The organism is Rhizobacter koreensis, from assembly GCF_013366375.1.
Classification (GTDB): domain Bacteria; phylum Pseudomonadota; class Gammaproteobacteria; order Burkholderiales; family Burkholderiaceae_C; genus Schlegelella_A; species Schlegelella_A koreensis.
Genome location: NZ_JABWMJ010000014.1, coordinates 38,856 through 59,289 on the forward strand (window position 1 = coordinate 38,856; position 20,434 = coordinate 59,289).

Here is a 20,434-nt window from a genome sequence, read left to right on the forward strand (position 1 = left end):
CACGCCTGGAAAACGACCGCTCGCAAAAAAAGAAAAGGACGCCGCGGGTGCGGCGTCCTTGCTGGGGTGGTGACTGCCCCGTGGGGCAGTGAGATGTGGGTCAGGCTGCTTCGGCGAGTTCGGACCACTCCTTGGCGCCTTGGTCGAGCAGACGCCCACCGATGGCCTCCAGTTCGGTCGAGCGGTCGTACAGGTCGACTTCCTGTGCGTAGCCCGTCACGGCGTTCACGAGACCGAAGCCCGTGAGGTCGCCGTCTTTGATCAGCGTGCGCAGCACGCCGGCCTTCTCGTGCTCCTGCAGCAAGTACTTCACCGCCAGGCGCTCGACGCTCTTGACCGGGTCGCCCACCAACTTGATGCCCATCGTCTTGCGCATGCGCTCGGCGATCAACGAGAAGGTGGCCTGGGACACGGCGGCCTGGACGGTGTCGCGCACCTTCAGGAAAAAGGCCGCATCGTCAGCGGCCAGGGTGTCTTCCTTGAAGAACGTGACCTCGTCGTGCGAGGTCTCGGTCATGCGCCCGATGTGGGTCTTGCGCATGGCCTGGTCGGCCGCGATGAGGCCGTTGCTGCACAGCAGCCGGAAGATGAGCGGACTCACCGACAGCGAGCCCTGTCCGGTTTCCGAGTTGCTGATGACGACGCCTGCGTGCACCACGTCGCCCGGCTGCAGTTCGAACTGCACGCGCGACGTGACGACCTTCAGGTACATGCGGCTGTCGGTGACCTCGCAGGACTCCACGCGAGCCCCGGGCAGTTCGCGCAGCATCGGGTAGACGTGCGCGAGCAGATCGTAGTTGTCCAGGCGGCGGTAGCGGTCGGACAGGAATGCACGCGCGTTGCCGTCCAGCGTGCGCACCATGCGCTGTTCCGGCTGTGAGTGCAGCCAGGTGTCGATGTTGCGATCCAGCAGCGTCGGCTGCTCGGCGCGCATGCGCTCGAAGTAGGCATACGGGATCTTGAGGCGGTCCGCGAGCTGCCGGCGGCAGTTCTCGGTGGTCCGAAAGGTCCGCACGCCATCGCTGGTCTCGATGTTGAGCACCGAGCTGCCGCTCTCGCTGGTGACGTGGTGCATCAGCGGGGTCGGGACGATCATGTCCTGCTTCGTTGCGAGCTGCCGCTCGAGTTCGGTGGCGAGGTCGACGAGGGAACGTCCGTACTTCATGGAGATCTCCAGATGAAATACGGGGACGGCTCTACCCCTTGAGCGGGGAAGCGCGTCCCCGCGGGGTGGTGGGCTCAGCGTCGCTGAGCGGTGATGCGGCGCGACGGGCAGGCCGTCGTGCGCTCGGATTGAAGGGCTACCTTTGCTATCGATCAGCGTGGCCTGGCAGCTGCCACTGGGAAACCTCTTTCACTGTGCCCGGCAAGGGACACAAGGAAAGAGGGGTGGCATTGCTGCCACCCCAAAAGACTACGCCGCCCGCCTGTCCTTGGCAAGCGAGGCGAGCCAGATGTCGGCCCAGTCCGTGCCCGCCTGGCGGGGCACGAAGACTTCCACCGTGCGATGCAGACCTGCCTTGCGTGCCTCGCGAACGAGGCGTTGCGCGAGCAGGTATGCCGATGACTGGCCGGCGAACTCGGCGTTGGCGTCGTTGTCGGCATAGATGCACACGCGCAGCACGCGGTCGGGAACCCACAAGCGCTCCAGGTTGCCGCAGTTCAGCGCGGCCCAGGTCGGCTTACCGGTGCGCAAGCGCACCGCCAGCGCGGTCTCGATGCCTTCGGTGACCGCGAGTTCGTCCGTGGCTTCGTCGAGGCGCACGGCCGATCCGTTGATGCCTGCCGACAGCAGTTTCTTGGATTGGTCACCCAGCGCCTTGCGCCCGTCCTTCAGGTAGGTGCGGTGCAGCGTGACGGCCTGACCGTCGCTCCCCTGTACGCACGCAAGCATCGCCGGATAGGTGGCGATCAGCTTCGAGCGCTTCTGCCCGGGTTGCTTCTCGTAGTAGCCCAGTGCCGGATGGAACCGAAGCGTCTTCGGATACGCACCCTGGTCGATGCCGCGGTTGCGCAGATACCGGTCCACCTCGTCGCCGGCGGCGACCGGGGTCGCCTGCAGCCAGGTCTGGTGGCACAGCTTCTTCATCCGCTCCAGCGATGGCCCTGACAGCCCGGGTGCCGGCACGACACGGGCCGTGCCGAGCATCCTCTCGATGTCGTCCAGCAGTTCGCCGAACCGTCCTCCGCGCACGGCGTGGGCCAGCTTCAGGCCTCCACCGGCACCGCAGGAGCGGCAGTGGTAGTTGCCTTCGCCGAACTTGTCCGTGTACTGGAAGCGGTCGGTACCGCCACAGCCGTCGATGGGACAGGGCAGGTTCTTGCCCTTGAGGATGTCTTCGTCGACGCCCAGGTTCCGCAGTATGGACGTCCAATGCCCGTGCGCGCGGGACTTCAAGTCCTTCACGCGCACTTCGAAGTCATTGTTCATGATCTTGTCCGATGAGTCGGCACCCTCGACCCATGTTGCTCACCTGGACGGTGAGCACCATGCGCCGAGGACACCTGGGTTGTTGATTCAGCCGCAGCTGCCGACGTGGTTGCACTCGGAGCAGCGTTCGCAGCCGTCGACGCGCTGCAGGGCGCGCGCCCCGCACTCGGGGCACTGACGGCCGCGGGTCACGAAGCTCGATGAAGCTGGCTGCGATGCCAAGCTTTCGGCCGAAACCGCGTCGCCTTCGAAGCCCAACTGCAGCTCCAACTGACGCGACAGACGTGCGGACAACTCGATCACCGGCACCTGAACGCCTTCGGCATCCAGGAACCCGCGTTTGGCCAGCATCTGCTGGAGCCAATAGCCGATTGCCGCGACTTCGGAGTCGTGCCAGCGCTTGGCCATGCGACCGTCACCGCGCTCGACGCTGCCGCACTGGACCGGGCCCTTGTCCCAGACCACCTCGCGCATGTTCTTCAACGCCTTCTCGATCGAGCCACCGGAGCGACCCACCATCGACAGCATGCGCATGTTCGAGGCGATCCATTGCTGGCCCTCGTCGCGCTGACCTGCCGGCATGAAGAACTCGACCGGCCGCTCGATGACGACCTGCCGACCGTTGACGATGCCCGCGACACGCATGAAGTTGATGGTCAGGTAGACCGACTTCTTGCCTTCGCTCGTGTGGTACTCCACCTTCGAGGTCACGCCCTCGAGATCACCCTCGGGCCGGCTGTCGAACTGCTTGCGCAGCGGATCGTCGTCTTGCGCCGACCGAGCCAGCAGCGGGGTTGGGGCGCCCTCTACGCTGAGAACGGAGCCGGTCACCTCATTGGGTCTGAACGTCGCCAGCCCCTTGATCTCGGCCTTCCAGGCCCAGAGGTACAGGTCCTTGAACTGCTCGTAGGGATAGTCCGCCGGGACGTTGACCGTCTTGGAGATGGCGGTGTCGATGCAGGGGGCAACCGCCGCGACCATCGCCTCGTGATCCATGGCGCTCATCTCCAGCGCTGTCACGAATGCAGGTGTCAACGGGGCCGCTTCGCCCTTGAGGCGGCGGTACAGCCGCCATGCGTGGTCTTCGACCGCGTACTCCCGGATGCTGCCGTCGGGCATGCGCTTCTTGCGCGTGTACTGCCAGCTGAACGCTGGCTCGATGCCGTTGCTGACGTTGTCCGCGAAAGCCAGGCTGATCGTGCCGGTCGGCGCGATCGACAGCAGGTGCGAGTTGCGGATGCCGTGCTGCCGGATCTGCTCCCGCAGATGTTCCGGCAGGCGAGATGCGAAGGTACCGCGCGACAGGTACAGCTCGGCGTCGAACAGCGGGAAGGGCCCACGCTCGCGCGCAAGCTCGATGGAGGCTTGGTAGGCCGCGTTTCGCATCAACTCTGCGATCCGCCGCGCCTGGCCGCGGGCCTCGGGCGTGTCGTACCGCAATCCGAGCATCACAAGTGCGTCGCCCAGGCCAGTGAAACCCAAGCCGACACGACGCTTGTCCATCGCCTGTTGCCTCTGTTGCGGCAACGGCCAGACGGTGGCGTCCAGCACGTTGTCGAGCATGCGCACTGCGGTGTCGACCACGCGGGCGAAGGCATCCTCCTCGAATCTCGCGTTCGGCTCGAACGGGTCGAGCACGAAGCGGGTGAGGTCGATGGAGCCCAGGCAGCAGCAGCCGTAGGCCGGCAACGATTGCTCGCTACACGGATTGCAGGCTTCGATCGTCTCGCAGTACGACAGGTTGTTGTCGCGGTTGATCGTGTCGATGAAGAGCACGCCGGGTTCGGCGTGGTCATAGGTGGACCGCATGATCTGGTCCCACAGGACCCGGGCCTTGACGGTTCGATAGACCCAGGGTCCCTGACCGGCGTACAGCTGATAGGCACCAGCGGCCACCTGTGAGGCTCCCGGCTGCGCGATGTGCTTCAGGTCGATGTCGCCGTCGTTGACCACGGCCTGCATGAAGGCGTCGGTCAAGGCCACCGAGAGGTTGAAGTTCTTCAGGCCACCGGTGTCCTTGGCGTGGATGAACTCCTCGATGTCAGGGTGGTCGCAGCGGAGCACGCCCATCTGGGCCCCCCGTCGCGCGCCGGCGCTCTCGACCGTCTCGCAGGAGCGGTCGAAGATCTGCATGTAGCTCACCGGGCCGGACGCGTGGCTGCGCGTGCTGCCGACCCAGGCACCGCGTGGGCGGATGCGCGAGAAGTCGTAGCCCACGCCACCGCCGCGACGCATGGTCTCGGCGGACTCAGTCAACGCGGTGTAGATGCCGGGGTGGCCGTCGTCCGTCTGGGCGATGGAGTCGCCGACCGGCTGCACGAAGCAGTTGATGAGCGTCGCCGCGAGGTCCATGCCCGCAGCCGACTGGATGCGACCGGCGGGCAGGAAGCCCTGCTGGAGCGCCCGAAGGAACTCGGAACGGCGCTCTTGGCGGTGGTCCGGCTCGACGTTGGCGAGTGCGTTGGCAACGCGCGCGTTGACGTCGTCGATGGTCGACTCGTCGCCCTTGCAGTACTTCTCGCGCAGGACGTCGACGCTGATGGACTGCGGCTCCAGGGTCGCAGCGGGTAGGGAAAGGTCATTGAGGTTCATGAGAACTCCTCGGGTGCGTGATGCCCACCCGGCAAGGCGCTGCCAGGCCGCACGCCTTGAAGGCGTGGACTGGCAGGCTCGGATGCGCGACGGTGGGCGGAAGAGGCAGGCAATCGGCCACGGGATGGCCGGACTGCTGCCCGCCGGACGGGATGGGTCGTGCAGGCGTGTTGCCTGCATGGGGACCGCTGCGGGGCAGCGGTCGCGATTCAAGGGCTGACTTCGCGCCGGAGGGCGCCAGGCCTGTCAGCTGCCTGTGGGGAACTCGGTTCTTTCCGAAGGGCGGCTATCCCTTCGGAAAGTACCGCCGTGAGGCGACTCCTTCCCGGGTGCGGCCCTCCCCTTGTGGGAAGGACCGCAGGCCGATGTGGTCAGTGCGTCGTGTTCGATCGTCGTGCACGGGGGCCGTCGGATCGATCATCGCCATGCAGCGACCTTGTGGTGCTACTGCCGAGCGGGCACGAGTTGCGGATTCGTGATGCGCCAGGTCGGCGCTACCGCGAATCCCGTCGGCGTGCGCCGGCCGGTGTCCTCGAACAACCCGGTCGCGAGCATCGAGTCGATCAGCGGCTCGTTCTCGGACCACGATTTCACGGAGAACTCGTCATCCGCGAGCACGGCGCCGTAGGGCACGAGGTTGCAGCTCAGGGTCGCGAGCGGCTCCGGCGGCTCGTCGTCGACGACCGTGTAGAGCTGGACGTAGATGGCGCCGCCCTTGGGGTAGCGGCCGATGTGGATGCTGGCCAGCCCGTAGGGTGTCTGGACCGAGCCGATGCTGGGGGGATTCATCGACATGGAGGTTTCTCCTTGCGAGGTCTGTGGATCCCGTCGCGCTAGGGCGCGAGGGGCTCGGTGTAGAGAAGGCCGCACGCCAAGGCGTGGCCGATCGGATGGCTGGCCAGCTCGGGTGCGGTCGTCAGCCACTGGTGCGGCAGGTCGCTGTCCAGTCGTGAGATCTGGAAGCCTGCGACGTCCGCATGCACTTGGTAGGCAGGGCGATCGGCGCCGGCCACCACGAAGGTGCGACCGGCGTTGCCTGTGAGCACTTCGCTTTCCTTCACGAGGTGCTCGAGCTCACCCACCGAACGTACGAGCAGCAGGTGCTGCATGCCCGCGGTGCGGATGGAAGGGGTCGTGGCATTCATCGAGGTCTCCTAGTCGTCGTCGGCGACGACGCAGGTCAGTCGGCGGCTCGTGGCCTCGCGATGGATCGCAGCCGTGAGCCGGGAAGGGGGAGATGGCTGCAGGGGGGTGATGGGAGCCGAGATGAGGAGTGGTTGCGCCTGCCGCCTGGCCGTGCCCTCGCCGAGGTCGTCGACGGTGCATCGCAGGCGAACGACAGGTGCTTGCGCCTCTTCGCCGGTGGCGGGCGCCAGCGGGCTCGCGGCTTCGGGATCGAACCCTTCGAGGGGCTCGTCCAACTTGCCGGCGATCCCCCAGAGCACCAGGATGACCACCAGCAACGCCTCAGGTCGCATCAGTTGATGTGGCATGACGCCTCCGGCATACGGGCACCGACCTCGTCGACCGGCAGTGCGAACAGGTCGGGCTGGGCGGAGTCCAAGGACACCGATGCCTCGTGGCGACGGATCTGCTCGTTGAGCCACTGCGGATTCGTCGTCAGCTGCGCCGCAGCGAAATGGGGATCGCTGTAGAACAGCTCCTGCGCCCACTGCGGGTAGCGTGCGACGGACTCGCGCAGCCACCGTCGCGCATTGACGAGGAGCCATTGGCGAATCTCGTCGACATCCAGCAGCCCGAAGTACGCGGTGGGCGACAAGGGGCTGGTGCCGACGACCCGCACGCACGAGGCGAACGAGAAGGGAAGGTGGTCATTCGCCGGACTGGTCAGTGCCCAGTCGAGCGTCTCGATCTTCTCTTCAAGGGGCGTCTCGGGGTCCGTGAGCTTCTTCAGCTCTTGCAGGAGCACCCAGTGCAGTTGCACGACGGCCGCTTCGCTCCACGGGACTTCGTCGTCGGCCGGGACCGGCGCATTCGGTTTGTCGAGCGCCTGCAGCGGCCACTGGTGCAACTGCAGGGTATGGATGGCCTCGGCGCGGCCGGGGATGGAGATGGGCTCCTCGAAGTCGAAGAGGGAGCCCCGGATGCACGCGGTGGTGGCACTCATGGTGAGCATTGCTGCCTCCAAGGGAATGCGGAGCAACGCCCGTCCCCTGCGGGGCAGCGAATGCCCCGCAGGGGTTGAGTTGGTGGCCGGTCATGAACCGGCATTCAAGGGCTGGCTTTGGCGGCGCAAGCCGCATCAATCGGTGTGCCAGCTACCGATCGGGAAACACCTTTCGGCGCACGACCAGACAGGTCGCGCCTCGAAAGGCTGATCGGCGGATGTGGGTGTGCCTGGTGCGGGCGGCGCGTCGGAACGACGCTCTGGAGGGCTTGCCTGATTTGGGGTGCAGGGCCAGCTTCTGCACGTGCAATACCTTAGCGCCGGGCAGGCGGCTTTGTCAACGACGGGGCAACGCGCGATTTCGACGGGGGGTTGGGACCGCCTTTACGGTGGCGCGCGGCGGCCGCGCTCGGGATGATTGCGGTACGCGTCCAGTTCGCCCGGACAACGGAGAGACACCATGACTTCGACCCGACTCGCCGTCATCGACACCGGTCAAGTGAACGAGCGCATCCTGAACAAGGATGAGTACCGCGCCGACTTCCGAAAGGTCGAAGGGGCGTCGCTCAAGCGCACGACACACCTGTCGAGCCCGCACGCCAAGCGCTTGTTCGCCCGGTGCTTCTACAGCTTCCAGGCCTCGATGTACTTCATCAGCGAGCTCGGGCGGGTCAAGCTGGACCACGAGGTGGTGGAGCGCATCGAGCAGAACATCCGCGAGACGCTGGACTCGGCGACCGCGGAGATCAACACGGCGATCGACCAGGCCGAGGCCCTGCTCAAGCATCACAACATCGACGTGCTGGCTTCCTATGACACGGTGCCGCTGCAGGTGGAGATCGGCATCACCTCGTCGTTCGGTCGGCGCTACTTCGACCTGATGCACAAGCTCGATGTCGTCATGCCGATGATGGAGACCCTGGCGATCGAGGAGATCATCAACGAGCGGGAACTCGAGACACGCCGGTCGATGTACAAGCGCGCCGTCCTGCACATCTCGACGCGGGCGCGCAACCTGTGGATGGGCGTGCGACGGCGGATGAACGAACGTGATGCGCGCTTGGCCGCAGAGGCCGCCAAGCCCAAGCCCACCGGGCAGCGGCGGAACGCGCCGGACGAGACAGATGGCGATACCGGGCACGAAAGCAGCATCGGAACCCCCGCTGTTGCGAATGCGACCGAGGATGCGAGTGCGGCTTCGTCAGATCCGCATCCTTCTCCTGCGGAACTGCCCGAGCCGGCCGGCCAGGATCAGGAAGTCGTGCGGGCCGCCGCCTAAACGTCAGCTGCCAGGCGGTCCGCGATCCACTGCCGAAGTTCGGTGCGGCCGTCGTCATCGGCTACCAGTTGCTTGGGACTTCGGTCCGTCAGCTCTGAGATTGGCAGCGACACCCACAGCGACAACCCAAGGGACGCGGGAACCAGACGTTCGGGCACTTCCTCGAACCCGAGATCCAGCAGCACCCTGCGCACATATGCAATGGCCATGAGGTCTGCCGGCATGCGGTTCGCAGTCTCCCGTGGCCCTTTGCGCCGCCTCAGTCCGGCCGCTCGGTGGAGTAGTCGACGCGACGGTATCGATCCATCACGCGCATTTCGACGATCCCGAGCCACTTGGCCACGAGTTCCTCGGACTTGCCGCGACGCAGTTGGCGAAGGGCGAAGGTGTGCCGCAGCCGATAGGCGCCGCCCTCGGCGAGGCTCTTGTCGATGCCGGAGGCCTCGAGGACCGATCGGACGGCTTCGTAGTGGGTCACCTTGCCCCACTGCTTTCCGGAGCGGGTCGCGGGCAGGAGGTAGTCGCCGGCCAGTTCCTGCTCTCTTCGGACCTGAAGCCAGTAGGCCAGCACGCGCCCGGCCCACTTGACAACGGGGGCCTCCCGCTCGGGGCTGTCGCCATGCGCCGGCACGTGCAACGTCCCGGGCACGCCCTTCTCGTCCCCAGCGCGGATCCGCGGCGACGAGAGCTGCAGCACGCGCACGTCTGCCGGGGTCAGCCCTGAGCCGAGGTGAAGGGCGACGGCGCAGCGATTTCGCAGTTCCTGCCAGGAGACGTCGGCCCCTCGGCGTCCGGAGCGAGGCAGGCCTGCGGACAGGTAGTTCACGAGGATGCGTGCCTCTGCGGGTTCCAGGAAGTTGGGCAGGGTCGCCCGCCGATTGGCGTTGGCATACAGCCAGTCCTCGCGCGATTGCAGCAAGTCGGAGGCGCAGCGATTCGGCGGGTTTGATCCGGCCGCCTGTGCGCGGAACTCCAGCACCCCGTCGATCAAGGTCAGCAGTCGCCAGGCGTGCCGTGGCGTGAACTTCCCGGCCTCCTTCAGCCGGCTGAGCTTCGCGTGGGACGTGGACTTGGCGGCCAGCCGGCTGCTGATGAATGCGTTGAGATCGGCCTCGGTGAGCTTGTCCAATGCGACGACTGGCGACTGGCTCAGGCACCACTCGGCGAAGGCCTGCCACAGCACCGTGTACGCCTTGATCGACGAGGGCAGCGTTAGCTTGCGGGCGACCGACGTGCGCTGGTGGGTGAGCCAGGCGTCAAACGCAGCCTGGTAGTTGCGAACCTCCATTGCCGGGTCCGTATCGTCAAAGAGGTCGAGGGTCTGGGAGGGCATTGGGAAATCATAAATCCGAACCAACGGCGAGGGCCGTTGCTTACCCGATTCGAAACAGCTCTCGTCAGCCAAGGCACCAAATGCAGCTCAGAACGACAATGCGAGCGCCGCCGCCGTTGGTTCGGTTTCAGGGTGACCGGGACCCCGGCAGGTGGGCACCACGAGGTGGGATGGACGCCTCCCCCGATCGGGGGCAGCCACGTTCACACACGTCAGGGTGATCGGCAATTCGGTTGCGCGGCGGGAAGATTGGTGTGGATCCGCCACGGGCGGACGGTCTGCGTGACGTCAGCCAAGTCAACCAATTGCGGGGTGCCCGACTGTGCCGGTGTCAGAACATGGAAACTTGGTTTCGCTGTCGTTGTTGGATTGAACGCAGTGGTGTCTGCGTACCACGGTGAATCCCTTGCAACCGAGACGAGGTGGGGCACTCTGGGACGAGGAACAGGCAACTGCCAGCCGGTCAGCAACTACAGCGGCCGCGGCCGGCTCGACGTAGGACGGCGCAAATGATGAGCAATCAGGATCAGGGGGCAGACGGGCCAAAGGCCTCGAGGGACGAGAAACCCCCGAGGTGGGATCACTCGCCCGATGCGGGCGAGACCACGCGCGCGATGACGGCCAACGCGGTCGTGTCCGCTGCCGCCAATGTCCCCTTGTTGCTCGCCGCCGTCGGCCTCGTGATCTACCTTGCGTTCGAAGCCGGCCTGAGCATGCCCGGAACCATCTTCGGCGGACTCGGCCTGGCCGTCTCCGGCTGGCGATGGTCAATGAGCAAGCGCTACCGGGCGCGCGCGCCTCTGGACGAGGCGACGGAGCGGTCGGCTCGACGAGAGGTCGAACTCAATGCGGGGCTGGCGGGCCTCATGTGGGGCTACGGCGCACTGGCAATCTACCCGCACCTGAAGGAGGTGGCGCAGATCGCGTTTCCAATGATGGTGGCAGGCTCCGCCGGCGTCGCGGCGCTCTATGCGCCCCTGGCTGGGCGCGCGTACCTGTACATGATCGTGCCGCAGGTTGCGTCTCTCGCGCTGGCGCACCTGGCCTTCGACGGCTTGCGTTCGATAGGACTCGCGATCATTGTGGCCGGCTTCGGCTTCACGATGTACCGCTCCGCCCAGCTTTCCAAGGCGGCCGGCGAGCGGCTCGCGCGGGCGTTGCTCGAGCGCGATCGACTGCGCGCTGACCATGCGCGGCTGGCGGAGCTTGAATTGGCCGAAGCCAAGGTCGCCGCCGAGTCCGCGCGCAACGAGGCCGCGGCCACCCGCGACCTGTTCATCGCGAAGGTCTCGCACGAGTTCCGCACGCCGCTGCAGACCATCGTGGCGCTGGCCGACCTGCTCGCCCTGAAGACCGCAGACGACAAGTCAAAGGGCCTGCAGGAGCCGGTCCAGCGACTATCGCGCGCGGCAGATCAGCTGATGCACCAGGCCAACGACCTTGCAGCCTTCGTTCGAGCGAACAAGGCCGCCGGCTACGAGATCCGCGAGCGGCCGGTGCGACTCGACGAAGTCGTCGCGGCATCGATCGTCGAGCTGCGTGAACTCGCCCACCGCAAGGGCATCGAGGTTCGCGTGGCAGTCCCCGAGGTCTCGCTGCACGCCGACGACATGCGCCTGCAGCAGATCATCGGCAACCTGGTGAGCAACGCGGTGAAGTACACGAGCACCGGGCACATCGAGATTCGAGCCGAGGTCGATGGTCGAGATCCCTGCACGATGACGCTGTGGGTCAGCGACACGGGCAGCGGCATTGCGGAGGATGCGCTGCCCAACGTGTTTGACCCGTGGTTCCGAGGTACGCGTGAGGCGCGGGGGCTGGGACTCGGGCTGTCGATCGTTCGGTCGCTGGTCGCGCAGCTCGGGGGGACGGCGGAGCTAACGTCAGAAATGGGCCAAGGCACCACGGCATGCATTCGCATCCCGGTGAAAGTGCTGGAGCAGGCTCCCAAGCGGCCGAGCGTTGGGACCGCAAGCCTGTCGAACCTGCGCCTGCTGGTCGTCGACGACGAGGATTCCGTTCGCAGCGCCGTTGCCGATCTGCTTCGCGCCAAGGGCGCCATCTGTGTGGAAGCCCCCGGCACCGAAGAAGCCCTTAAAGAACTCGAGGACCACGCCTACGAAGCTGCGTTGATCGACATCCAGATGCCTGGAGCTGACGGCTACGAACTCGCCAGGCGCCAGAGGGCCCGCTATCCGAGATCGGAGACGAGATTGATCGCGATGAGCGCGTTTGGTCTCGCGCAAGAGCACAGCGGACTCTTCGATGCGTATGTGGCCAAGCCCGCCAAAGCAGACACCATGGTCGGCACCATCGTGCGCGCATTGGAGCGGCGCGGATTCTCTGCGGCGAATCGCACCTGAGCCGCCGGCGACCGGCCGCGCACGGGTGCAGTTCAACTGTCCCTTAGCGAGGGAAGGACGTCGGTGAGGGAGACCGCCCGCAGGTCACCAACCAGGCGGCCCTGGGTGTCGGTGACGAGGAGGCCCTTCTTCGCAGCCTCCTTGCAGACCGTCGCGAGCCGCGGATCGGTGAAACCAGTCGGCGGCTCGTACGCCTGCAGTTGAAGCCCCGCGATCGCCAGCAAGCCGTCAACGTCGGCGCGGCCGGCCTGTGCAGTCGGACCGCACAGGCCGGCGAGCGCTAGTCGCAAGGGGGATTTCCGGGGCTTCATGGCAAGGCGCGTGCAGGGATGACCATCCTGCGTCCCTTGTGAGGGCCTCGCAACTCGAAAGTCCGGTCCAGACCCCCGCCAAAACCGCCACTGGCCGTTGCGCGTGATGCGCGCTGCGTTATTGGGCCTCGAGCGCGTTCGCCAAGCTGACGCCGCCCGAGAAGCGCAGCGCCATCTCCCTGGCTCGCGAATGCCCGTCGTCATCCAGTTCCGGCAGGTCTACCGCAGGGGATCCGTCCACGTGCATCGGGCCGCCGAAGTCACTGTCGTAGAACTCGCCCGCGTGCTCGCCCTCGGAGTGGTAGGCACGGTAGTCGGACTGGGTCAGGTCAACGCCGAGCGTGGCAGCGAAGTTCTGGTAGGCCCATGCACGCAAACCGTCTCCGCTCTCCACAGCCTCCTCGGCCAGGGTGCGCAACGCCTCGACATCGCCTTCGCGCGCGAGCCGCTCGAGTGCCCAGCTGTCTCCCGCATGCGCGAGATCGTCCAACGCCTGGTGCGATCCCTGCTCGGCTGCCGAGCGCAACCAAGCGTGTCGTTGCTCGGCAGTGGGAGCGAGCTCGGCCATGGTCCGAGCGTCAACCTCACCGTCGAGGTGCTTCGCACGCTCGTAGAAGGTGGCGTCTTCGAACGCAGCGGCATATTCCGCCGCGGCCTGTCGCACGCCGCCGAGTGCCGCTTGGCGCAGGTGATGCTCGAAGGCGCGGTGCTGCGGCGCCTCGGCCAGGTACTGGTCGACCCAGGCCTGCTCCTGCTTGGTCAGCACCCGTCCCTTCAGCGACTCCTCGTAAAGGTAGGGGTTGGGCTTGCGGCACCGAAACGCACCCGCCAGCTGGTGGTGGATCTGCGGGCTCATCGCGCGCGATGCCAGCTCATCGAGCAGCAGTGGCGATCGAGCAAGACGCACCGCCGGCGATGGGGGAGGCATCGCGGGCTCCTCATCGTCGAAGTCAAGGTCGGCATCGTCCTCTTCGGACCAAGCCTCCGGCCCGCCACGTGGAGGAGCCTCGACCGCTGGCTTGGTCATTGCTTCGACGGCGTGCCATCGCAGGGCGCTGACGCGGCGCTCCTGGAGGAGGGCGAGCAGCGTCGATGCCGCGACGGAGGTTGCGTTCGGCGGGATGTTCAGCTGCAGGGCCCGGCCAGCGAGCGCCGACCCGTTCTGTGGCACCAAGTCCCCGACGCCCGCATCGCTCAGGACGCAGTCGGCCCGGAACGCCGCCCAAGAGCCATAGCCGAAGGCCGCAGCGAGCAACTCGTGGACATGGCTGCGCGCCACGGTGATGCCGCAGGCGGTCTGGATTTGCTGGTGCGCGGCGTGCGCGAGATGCTTGACGGTCATACGTCTTCCTTTCCGTGTGCAACGTCGCAGCAGGTCGTGTGCACGCGTTTAAGGACCCGGCGACGATGCCCGGTGGGGAAGAACGTTGACGATGAATGGAGACGCCTTTTTCTACTCGCGTGCAAGTACGGTGGGCACCTTGCTTTGCATTCTACGCAAGGCGGTCTGGGCTTCAAAGGGTGTTCGTGTCGGACGTCAGTCGCTCCAACCGCGCCGAGCGTTACAGGAAAATCAGCGCCAACAATCGGGGACACTTCCTGGCATGCGCCGATGACCGGCCACCCACAAGAGTTACCCAGGAGGAGGACCGCCCATGAAACTCCCGCAACGCCCCAAGCGGTTCATCGTCATCCCACGGCCTTCGCTGCCAGCGGTCGCGCCGACATCGCTCCAGACGATGCGCCTTATGCATCTGGGCCCGCGCCCAGCGGCCAAAGCTGCTTCAGCCAAGAAGGCAGCTCCGACAGTAGCCTCGCGTACTGCACGAGCGGCGACACCAAAGCTTTCCCTTGCCGCACCGGTCAAGGTGGTGAACCGCTCGCCGGCCGACGGGGCCTTGCTGCTGGCGCCTCAGGATCACGTCACGCTGGATCGCTTGAAGGCGCAGGCACCGCAGGGTGCGAAGGTGCTGGAAGAGCAGTGGTACAGCCTCGAGAGGCCGGCCAGGCCGTGGTCCACCCAGAGCGCGGCGCTCAAGAAGCCGCGGCTGCGTACCGGTCACACCGTGACCTGGTCGGTGACCGTGGTGCTCGACGGCGGCCAGCGGCGGCGCCTGCCGGATGCGCTGGTCACCGTGATGACCGACGAGGACAAGGGCATCGGCGTCGAAGGCACGACGAACCGGTACGGCAAGGCGAGTTTTGTGCTCAGCGACAAGACGCAGCGCGTGGACGCGATCTACGTCGACCCGCTGCATTCGGGTTGGCCGATGCGCTTGGCTGAGGTGCATGTCGTGCCCGGCGGCGTCGAAATCGCCGTGGTGCCCATCGACCCAGCGGTCGTCGACGTGCGCGGCACAGTCTACGGCAAGCCTGCGGCGGGGTCCGGCAAAACGGTCCGTGTCGCGGTGGTCGACACCGGGGTTGGCCCGCACAGCGCGCTCAAGGTAAAGCGCGGACTGAACACGACCGCCGCCGAGTCGGGGCGGCGTTTCCGGGACGAGGACGGGCACGGGTCGCACGTCGCAGGGGTGATTGCCTCGGCAGCGGCGGGCTGGCGCCGTGGCGAGGCCAGCGCGGTCGAGCTGCATGCCTACCGGATCTTCGAGTCAGGCGACCCCTACGCGTCGAGCTTCGCGATCGCCGCGGCGATCAAGGATGCTGCCAACCAGGGCTGCGACCTGGTCAACCTGAGCATCGGCGACAGCATGGCCGACGACGGCATCCGCGATGCGGTCGAGTTCGCCTGGGCCAGAGGCTGCGTCTGCGTCGCTGCCACCGGCAACGACGGCAAAGGGCAGGTGGATTACCCTGCGCGCTACACGCAGGCGGTGGCCGTCTCGGCGATCGGCCTCATCGGCAGCTGGCCGGCCGGCACCTACCTGGACTGGACGCTTAGCACCTCGCGAGGCAAGCCGCTGGGCGGGCAGCAGAGCTTTCTGGCCAGCTTCTCCAACCGAGGCGCCAAGGTGGCGCTGACGGCCCCTGGCGTGGGGGTGGTGTCCACCATCTTCGCCAACCGCTGGGGGGTGATGTCCGGCACTTCCATGGCCACGCCGATCGCCACCGGGGTCCTGGCGCGCCGGCTGGCAGCCAACCCAGCGGTGAAGGACCTGGCGCGCGACGCCGCCAGGTCGGCCGAGATCGTGAAAATGGCCCTGCAGGCGGCCGAGGACATCCATTTGCCCGCGGGTATGCAAGGAAAGGGCTTGGCCCGATAATCCGAGCACCATGAGCCGCTACGTCTTCTTCAACAGTGACGCCCAGGACGCCAAGGTCCTGACGGCGGCCAAGAAGACCGCGCGCTCGCGCGGGGCGACGGTGGTGAAGTCGCTGGCCGGCACGATGCTGCTGGAGGTGACGCCGGCGCGGGTGCCCGAGGTGGCGCAGGCCTTGCCGGGCTGGCGCTACTCGGTCGAGCGTAAGGCCACCCGGGTGCCCGAGCGCAAGCCGCTGGAGCGCTCGAAGGCTCGAGGAACGCTGGCGGCTGCTGCCAAGGGCTAGATTCCGGCCGGCCGGGCTTTGAATCCCGGCCCGCGACGCCTAGATTGGCACCCTCTTGGGTGCAAATCGCGATGAGCGTCAATACTAATTATGTCAACTACCTGAAAAGGCCCCGTCTCTATAGACGCGCCATGCTGAACTATCCTCGCCGCCCTCGGGATGGTTCAAATGTACGAAGCCATGCTGGACAGCGGCAATTCGGGCGACTGGCAGTGGGCTTCAAATGCGCGCCGCTGGCAACGACCGAGCCGATCGACGCGTTCGAATTCGTCCGCACGATCGCTGCGGCGCGCATTCGCCTGCCGCGTGCGATCGTGCGGCTGGCGGCCGGCCGCGAACGGATGAACGACGGCGTAGCAGGCGCTGTGTTTCCTCATCTGCGCGAACTCGATGTGCTACGGCGACAAACTGCTGACCACCATCAAGCCGCCGACTCGGCGCGCCCGCGCGCTGTTTGAGCAGCTGGGCCTGGGGGCGCGCTGAAGGGGTGCCTTCGCAGCCGCACGGGCTGCTACGTAATCAGCACATGCTTAGCGCTGGCGGGCCGCAACGCTGACTTCGATGTTGTCGATCAAGCGTGTCGAGCCGATACGGGCCGCTGCAAGAACGACGACCGGCACGCCGTCGGCACGATCCTGCAATGTCGGCACGGCCAGATCGGCCTGTCGCCGGATGCTCACGTAGTCGGGCACCCAGCCGCCATCGCGGAGTTCGGCCATCGCAGCCGCCTCGATCGCCGCAGCATCCAGCGCCGCCGTGTTCCAGGCGTCGCGAACGCGCGCCAGCGCCTGTGAGAGGCCGACGGCGCGGGCCCGCTCGCCCGGGTCGAGATAGCCGTTGCGGCTGGACAGCGCGAGACCGTCCGCCGCGCGCACGGTCTCGCCGCCGACGATTCGGATCGGCAGCGCGAACTGCTCGACCATCCGGCCGACCACCTTCCACTGCTGGTAGTCCTTCTTGCCGAACACCGCCACCGCCGGCTGCACGCAGGCAAACAGCTTGAGCACCACCGTGCACACGCCACCGAAGAAGCCGGGCCGGAACTCCCCCTCCAGGATATCGGCCAGCGCCGGGTCCGGACACACCGCATAGGTCTGCGCTTGCGGGTAGAGCTCGCGCTCGTCGGGAGCGAAGACGATGTCGCAACCCGCCGCCTCGAGCAGTTCGCAGTCGCGTGCCAGCGTGCGCGGGTAGCGGTCGAAGTCCTCGTGCGGAGCGAACTGCAGCCGGTTAACGAAGATACTCGCGACCACCGGACCACCCTGCAGGCCGGCCTCCCGGACGAGCGCCAGATGGCCGTCGTGCAGGTTGCCCATCGTCGGAACGAAGCTCGTCGAGCCGCAGCCCGCCAGGGCCTCCCGCAGATCGGCAATGGTGTGGATGGTTCGCATGCTGCCCCCCGGCGCCTTTCAGTAGGTGTGCTGCGTTGCTTCCGGAAAGCTGCGGTCCTTGACCGCGGCGACATAGCGTTGCAGCGCCTGGTGGACGCCGCCACCCTCGCGGCCGAAGTCGCGCACGAAGCGCGGCAACGGCCCGGCGGTCACGCCCAGCATGTCGTGCAGCACCAGCACCTGGCCGGCGACGTCGCCGCCCGCGCCGATGCCGATCACGACGAGCGCCGGATTCTCTTGCTGCACCCGCCGCGCCAGCGCAGCGGGCACCAGTTCGAGCACCAGCATCGCCGCACCCGCATCCGCCAGCGCGCGGGCTTCGCGGACCAGGCGGTCGGCGGCGGCCTCGTCGCGGCCTTGCACGCGGTAGCCGCCCAGCGCCGAAGCCGACTGCGGCGTCAGCCCGAGATGGGCGCAGACCACGATGCCGCGCTCCACCAGGAAGTGCACCGTCTCGGCCGTCCAGCCGCCCTCGAGCTTGACCATCTGGGCGCCTGCACGGGCGAGCACCGCGCTGGAGCGCAGCGCCTGCTCGGGGCTTTCCTCGTAGGTGCCGAAGGGCAGGTCGGCGAGCAGCCAGGCGTGCCGGCGCCCGCGCGCGACGCAGCGCACGTGGTAGGCCACCTCGTCGAGCGTCACCGGCACCGTGCTCGATCCGCCTTGGACCACCATGCCGAGCGAGTCGCCGACGAGCAGGCAGTCGGCACCCGCGTCGTCGGCCGCACGCGCGAACGTGGCGTCGTAGGCGGTCAGCATCGCGATCTTCTCGCCCGCGGCGAGCATGGCGCGCAGCCCCAGCAGCGACACCGGCTTGCGATCAGGCCGCGTGGCCTTTACCAATGCGCTCATACCGGCGTCTCCTGCACGGGGATATCAGACCGCATCTCGCAGATGCGGTTACGCTCGTCGACGAAGACGAGCTTCGGACGCCGCCGGTCCAGATCGTCCTCGGCCACCATCCCGAAGGCCGCGATGATGACCAGGTCGCCGATCGCTGCACGGCGGGCGGCAGAGCCGTTCAGCGACACGATGCCGCTGCCGCGTACGCCCCGTATCGCATACGTCACGAAGCGCTCGCCGTTGGCGATGTTCCAGATGTGCACCTGCTCGTTCTCGCGCAGGTCGGCCGCGTCGAGCAGGTCCTCGTCGATAGCGCAAGAGCCTTCGTAGTGCAGCTCGCACGCGGTGACGGTGGCGCGGTGGATCTTGGACTTCAACATGTGGCGGAACATGGCTGTCCTCTCAGCAGGTGCGGATGCCGAGCGTGCCGAGCAGTCGCTGATCGGCTTCCCAATCCGGGTTGCCGGTGGTCAGCAGCTTGTCGCCGTAGAAGATCGAGTTTGCGCCGGCGAGGAAGCACAGCGCCTGCACGGCATCGCTCATCTCGCGCCGCCCGGCGGACAGGCGCACGCGGGCGCGCGGCATCGTGATGCGAGCCACCGCGATCGTGCGCACGAATTCAAGCGGATCGAGCGCCTCGGCCTCGGCCAGGGGCGTGCCTTCCACGCGCACCAGTTGGTTGATCGGCACAGACTCGGGGTAGGGGTCGAGGTTGGCCACCTGGGCCACTAGGCCGGCCCGCTCGCGCTGCGACTCGCCCATGCCGACGATGCCGCCGCAGCACACGCCGATGCCGGCGTCGCGCACGCGCTCAAGCGTGCGCAGGCGGTCGTCGTAGGTGCGAGTGGAAATGATGCGGCCGTAGGCCTCGGGCGCGGTGTCGAGGTTGTGGTTGTAGTAGTCGAGCCCGGCGTTCTTGAGGGCGTCGGCCTGGCCTTCACTGAGCATGCCGAGCGTGCAGCAGGCCTCCAGCCCTTCGGCCTTCACGGCGCGCACCAACTCGGCCACCTTCTCGATGTCGCGGTCCTTGGGCTCGCGCCAGGCCGCGCCCATGCAGAAGCGCGACGCGCCCTGTTCGCGCGCGGCGCGAGCCGCGGCGGTGACTTCGCCCACGTCGAGCAGCTTGCCGGCCGCCACACCGGTGTCGAAGTGCACCGACTGCGGGCAGTAGCCGCAGTCTTCCGGGCAACCACCGGTCTTGATCGACAGCAGCGTGGACAGTTGCACTTCGTTGGCGTCGAAGTGCTCGCGGTGCACCTGCTGCGCGCGGTGGATCAGGTCGGCAAAGGGCAGATCGAACAGCGCCTCGACGCGGTCCACGCTCCAGCGCTCGCTGTCAGCTCCCGTTGGAGCACCCGCCGCAGCGCCGCCAGTCTCGCGGCGCGGCGGCAGCCACTGAACCGCCTGTTCGACAACGTCCTTCGGTTCACTCATGTTCGCGTCATCCCGCGTTCGGCCGCACGTGTGCCGTGGCCTCGTCCTCGACCCGCTGCCAGATCTCCACCGCCATGGGATTGTTGCTCTCTTCGAGGATGTGGCCCACCAGGCCGATCGCGCGCGCAAAAACACCCACGCCGCGCACGATCTTCCACGGCAGGCCCAGTTCGCAGCAGATTGCACCGATTGCGCCCGTGGCGTTGACCGGCAGCATCTTGCCGCTGGCACGCTCGGCCTCGGTGCAGATCAGGCGCTCGAGCTGGATGTAGTCGCCCGAGAAGCCATTTTCCTCGGCGATCTTGAACAGCCGCGGCGCGCGCGGGTCGACGGGTTTGTGCAGCGGGTGGCCGAGGCCGGGCACAATCTGCCCCCGCGCGCGGTAGCCGGCCACAAGGTCGCACGCGATCTTCTCGAGGTCGGCGTTTCTGGTACCCGGCGGCAAGGCCTCGTAGAGCATCTTGGCCGTGCCCTCGGTGGAGCCGACGAACACCGAGCCCAGCCCGCACAGGCCCGCGGCCACCGCCGCCTGCAGCGACTCGGGCGCGCCGGCGTAGGTGATGCGCGCGGCCAGCGCACTGGGCGTGATGCCGTGCTCCACCAGCGTCACCGCGATGGCGTTGAACACGGTGGACTCCTGCGGCGTGGGCATGCGGCCGACGATCAGCAGCCAGGCCATGTCGCCGAGGCTGATCTTGCCCAGCAGTTCGTCGGGCAGGCTGCGCCCGCGCACCTCGATGCGGTCGGGCGTGCTCCAGGCGATGTCGGAGCGGATCGGCTTGGTCTTGCGGGGCATAGGCCCTCCTGTAATGGACAAAGTTGGGAAAG

General features: G+C 67.0%; 20 protein-coding genes and 1 pseudogene. 5 read left to right on the forward strand and 16 right to left on the reverse strand.

Features of this window, described 5'->3' with window-relative positions:
• Window positions 1-100: 100 nt before the first annotated feature.
• The 7 genes from HQN59_RS22685 to HQN59_RS22715 all read right to left on the reverse strand — a co-directional run bounded on the left by HQN59_RS22685 (window position 101) and on the right by HQN59_RS22715 (window position 7,151).
• Window positions 101-1,165 carry a DUF932 domain-containing protein gene (locus tag HQN59_RS22685; RefSeq protein WP_176071426.1) on the reverse strand — a complete coding sequence of 355 codons (1,065 nt, stop codon included), beginning with the start codon at window positions 1,163-1,165 and terminating at the stop codon, window positions 101-103.
• Window positions 1,166-1,414: 249 nt separating this feature from the next.
• Entirely contained in the window at window positions 1,415-2,431 is a 1,017-nt protein-coding gene (locus HQN59_RS22690; RefSeq protein WP_217704278.1) for a DUF7146 domain-containing protein, read from the reverse strand.
• 87 nt (window positions 2,432-2,518) lie between these two features.
• The gene (locus HQN59_RS22695; protein WP_176071427.1) at window positions 2,519-5,023 is read right to left on the reverse strand and encodes an adenosylcobalamin-dependent ribonucleoside-diphosphate reductase; all 2,505 of its coding nucleotides are present in this window, start codon (window positions 5,021-5,023) and stop codon (window positions 2,519-2,521) included.
• Window positions 5,024-5,467: 444 nt separating this feature from the next.
• A complete protein-coding gene (locus HQN59_RS22700) occupies window positions 5,468-5,818 on the reverse strand; it encodes a hypothetical protein (RefSeq protein ID WP_176071428.1) in 351 nt (116 codons plus the stop codon).
• A gap of 38 nt (window positions 5,819-5,856) precedes the next feature.
• Window positions 5,857-6,168 (reverse strand): hypothetical protein, encoded by a 312-nt coding sequence (locus HQN59_RS22705; RefSeq protein ID WP_176071429.1) that lies wholly within the window; start codon window positions 6,166-6,168, stop codon window positions 5,857-5,859.
• 9 nt (window positions 6,169-6,177) lie between these two features.
• On the reverse strand, window positions 6,178-6,516 hold the full coding sequence (locus tag HQN59_RS22710) for a hypothetical protein (protein WP_176071430.1): 339 nt from the start codon (window positions 6,514-6,516) through the stop codon (window positions 6,178-6,180).
• Window positions 6,501-7,151, reverse strand: a complete 651-nt coding sequence (locus HQN59_RS22715) for a hypothetical protein (RefSeq protein WP_176071431.1) — start codon at window positions 7,149-7,151, stop codon at window positions 6,501-6,503. Before HQN59_RS22715 ends, HQN59_RS22710 begins: the two co-directional genes overlap by 16 nt.
• Window positions 7,152-7,650: 499 nt before the next feature.
• On the opposite strand from HQN59_RS22715, the gene HQN59_RS22720 reads away from it, so the two are divergent.
• A complete protein-coding gene (locus HQN59_RS22720; RefSeq protein ID WP_176071432.1) occupies window positions 7,651-8,430 on the forward strand; it encodes an AcaB family transcriptional regulator in 780 nt (259 codons plus the stop codon).
• On the opposite strand, the gene HQN59_RS22725 is transcribed toward HQN59_RS22720, so the two are convergent.
• Together HQN59_RS22725 and HQN59_RS22730 are read right to left on the reverse strand one after the other, a co-directional pair.
• Window positions 8,427-8,654, reverse strand: a complete 228-nt coding sequence (locus HQN59_RS22725; RefSeq protein ID WP_176071433.1) for a hypothetical protein — start codon at window positions 8,652-8,654, stop codon at window positions 8,427-8,429. The two genes, HQN59_RS22720 and HQN59_RS22725, sit on opposite strands and share 4 nt — an antisense overlap.
• Before the next feature lie 35 nt (window positions 8,655-8,689).
• Window positions 8,690-9,763, reverse strand: coding sequence for a tyrosine-type recombinase/integrase (locus HQN59_RS22730; RefSeq protein WP_176071434.1), 1,074 nt, complete (start codon window positions 9,761-9,763; stop codon window positions 8,690-8,692).
• Window positions 9,764-10,272: 509 nt separating this feature from the next.
• Here HQN59_RS22730 and HQN59_RS22735 point away from each other — a divergent pair.
• Window positions 10,273-12,126: an ATP-binding response regulator gene (locus HQN59_RS22735; protein WP_176071435.1), complete on the forward strand. Its 1,854-nt coding sequence runs from the start codon at window positions 10,273-10,275 to the stop codon at window positions 12,124-12,126.
• 32 nt (window positions 12,127-12,158) lie between these two features.
• Here HQN59_RS22735 and HQN59_RS22740 read toward each other — a convergent pair whose 3' ends face one another.
• On the reverse strand, window positions 12,159-12,437 hold the full coding sequence (locus HQN59_RS22740; RefSeq protein ID WP_217704279.1) for a hypothetical protein: 279 nt from the start codon (window positions 12,435-12,437) through the stop codon (window positions 12,159-12,161).
• Between the two features lie 118 nt (window positions 12,438-12,555).
• Window positions 12,556-13,779, reverse strand: coding sequence for a hypothetical protein (locus tag HQN59_RS22745; protein ID WP_176071436.1), 1,224 nt, complete (start codon window positions 13,777-13,779; stop codon window positions 12,556-12,558).
• Between the two features lie 313 nt (window positions 13,780-14,092).
• On the opposite strand from HQN59_RS22745, the gene HQN59_RS22750 reads away from it, so the two are divergent.
• From HQN59_RS22750 to HQN59_RS26355, 3 genes and pseudogenes are all read left to right on the forward strand, one after another.
• A complete protein-coding gene (locus HQN59_RS22750; RefSeq protein ID WP_176071437.1) occupies window positions 14,093-15,658 on the forward strand; it encodes a S8 family peptidase in 1,566 nt (521 codons plus the stop codon).
• 10 nt (window positions 15,659-15,668) lie between these two features.
• The gene (locus tag HQN59_RS22755; protein ID WP_176071438.1) at window positions 15,669-15,941 is read left to right on the forward strand and encodes a hypothetical protein; all 273 of its coding nucleotides are present in this window, start codon (window positions 15,669-15,671) and stop codon (window positions 15,939-15,941) included.
• 230 nt (window positions 15,942-16,171) lie between these two features.
• Window positions 16,172-16,424: pseudogene (locus HQN59_RS26355) on the forward strand (hypothetical protein); the annotation flags it as partial.
• A 47-nt stretch (window positions 16,425-16,471) separates the two neighbouring features.
• Here HQN59_RS26355 and panC read toward each other — a convergent pair.
• From panC to HQN59_RS22785, 5 genes are read right to left on the reverse strand one after another with little or no spacing between them, the layout of a single operon-like run.
• Window positions 16,472-17,332: a pantoate--beta-alanine ligase gene (panC, locus tag HQN59_RS22765; RefSeq protein WP_176071439.1), complete on the reverse strand. Its 861-nt coding sequence runs from the start codon at window positions 17,330-17,332 to the stop codon at window positions 16,472-16,474.
• An 18-nt stretch (window positions 17,333-17,350) separates the two neighbouring features.
• On the reverse strand, window positions 17,351-18,181 hold the full coding sequence (panB, locus tag HQN59_RS22770; RefSeq protein ID WP_176071440.1) for a 3-methyl-2-oxobutanoate hydroxymethyltransferase: 831 nt from the start codon (window positions 18,179-18,181) through the stop codon (window positions 17,351-17,353).
• Complete coding sequence (gene panD / locus HQN59_RS22775) at window positions 18,178-18,564, reverse strand: aspartate 1-decarboxylase (RefSeq protein WP_176071441.1); 387 nt, start codon at window positions 18,562-18,564, stop codon at window positions 18,178-18,180. Before panD ends, panB begins: the two co-directional genes overlap by 4 nt.
• 10 nt (window positions 18,565-18,574) lie before the next feature.
• Window positions 18,575-19,606, reverse strand: coding sequence for a biotin synthase BioB (gene bioB / locus HQN59_RS22780; RefSeq protein ID WP_176071442.1), 1,032 nt, complete (start codon window positions 19,604-19,606; stop codon window positions 18,575-18,577).
• A 7-nt stretch (window positions 19,607-19,613) separates the two neighbouring features.
• Window positions 19,614-20,402, reverse strand: a complete 789-nt coding sequence (locus HQN59_RS22785) for a citryl-CoA lyase (RefSeq protein WP_176071443.1) — start codon at window positions 20,400-20,402, stop codon at window positions 19,614-19,616.
• Window positions 20,403-20,434: the final 32 nt, after the last annotated feature.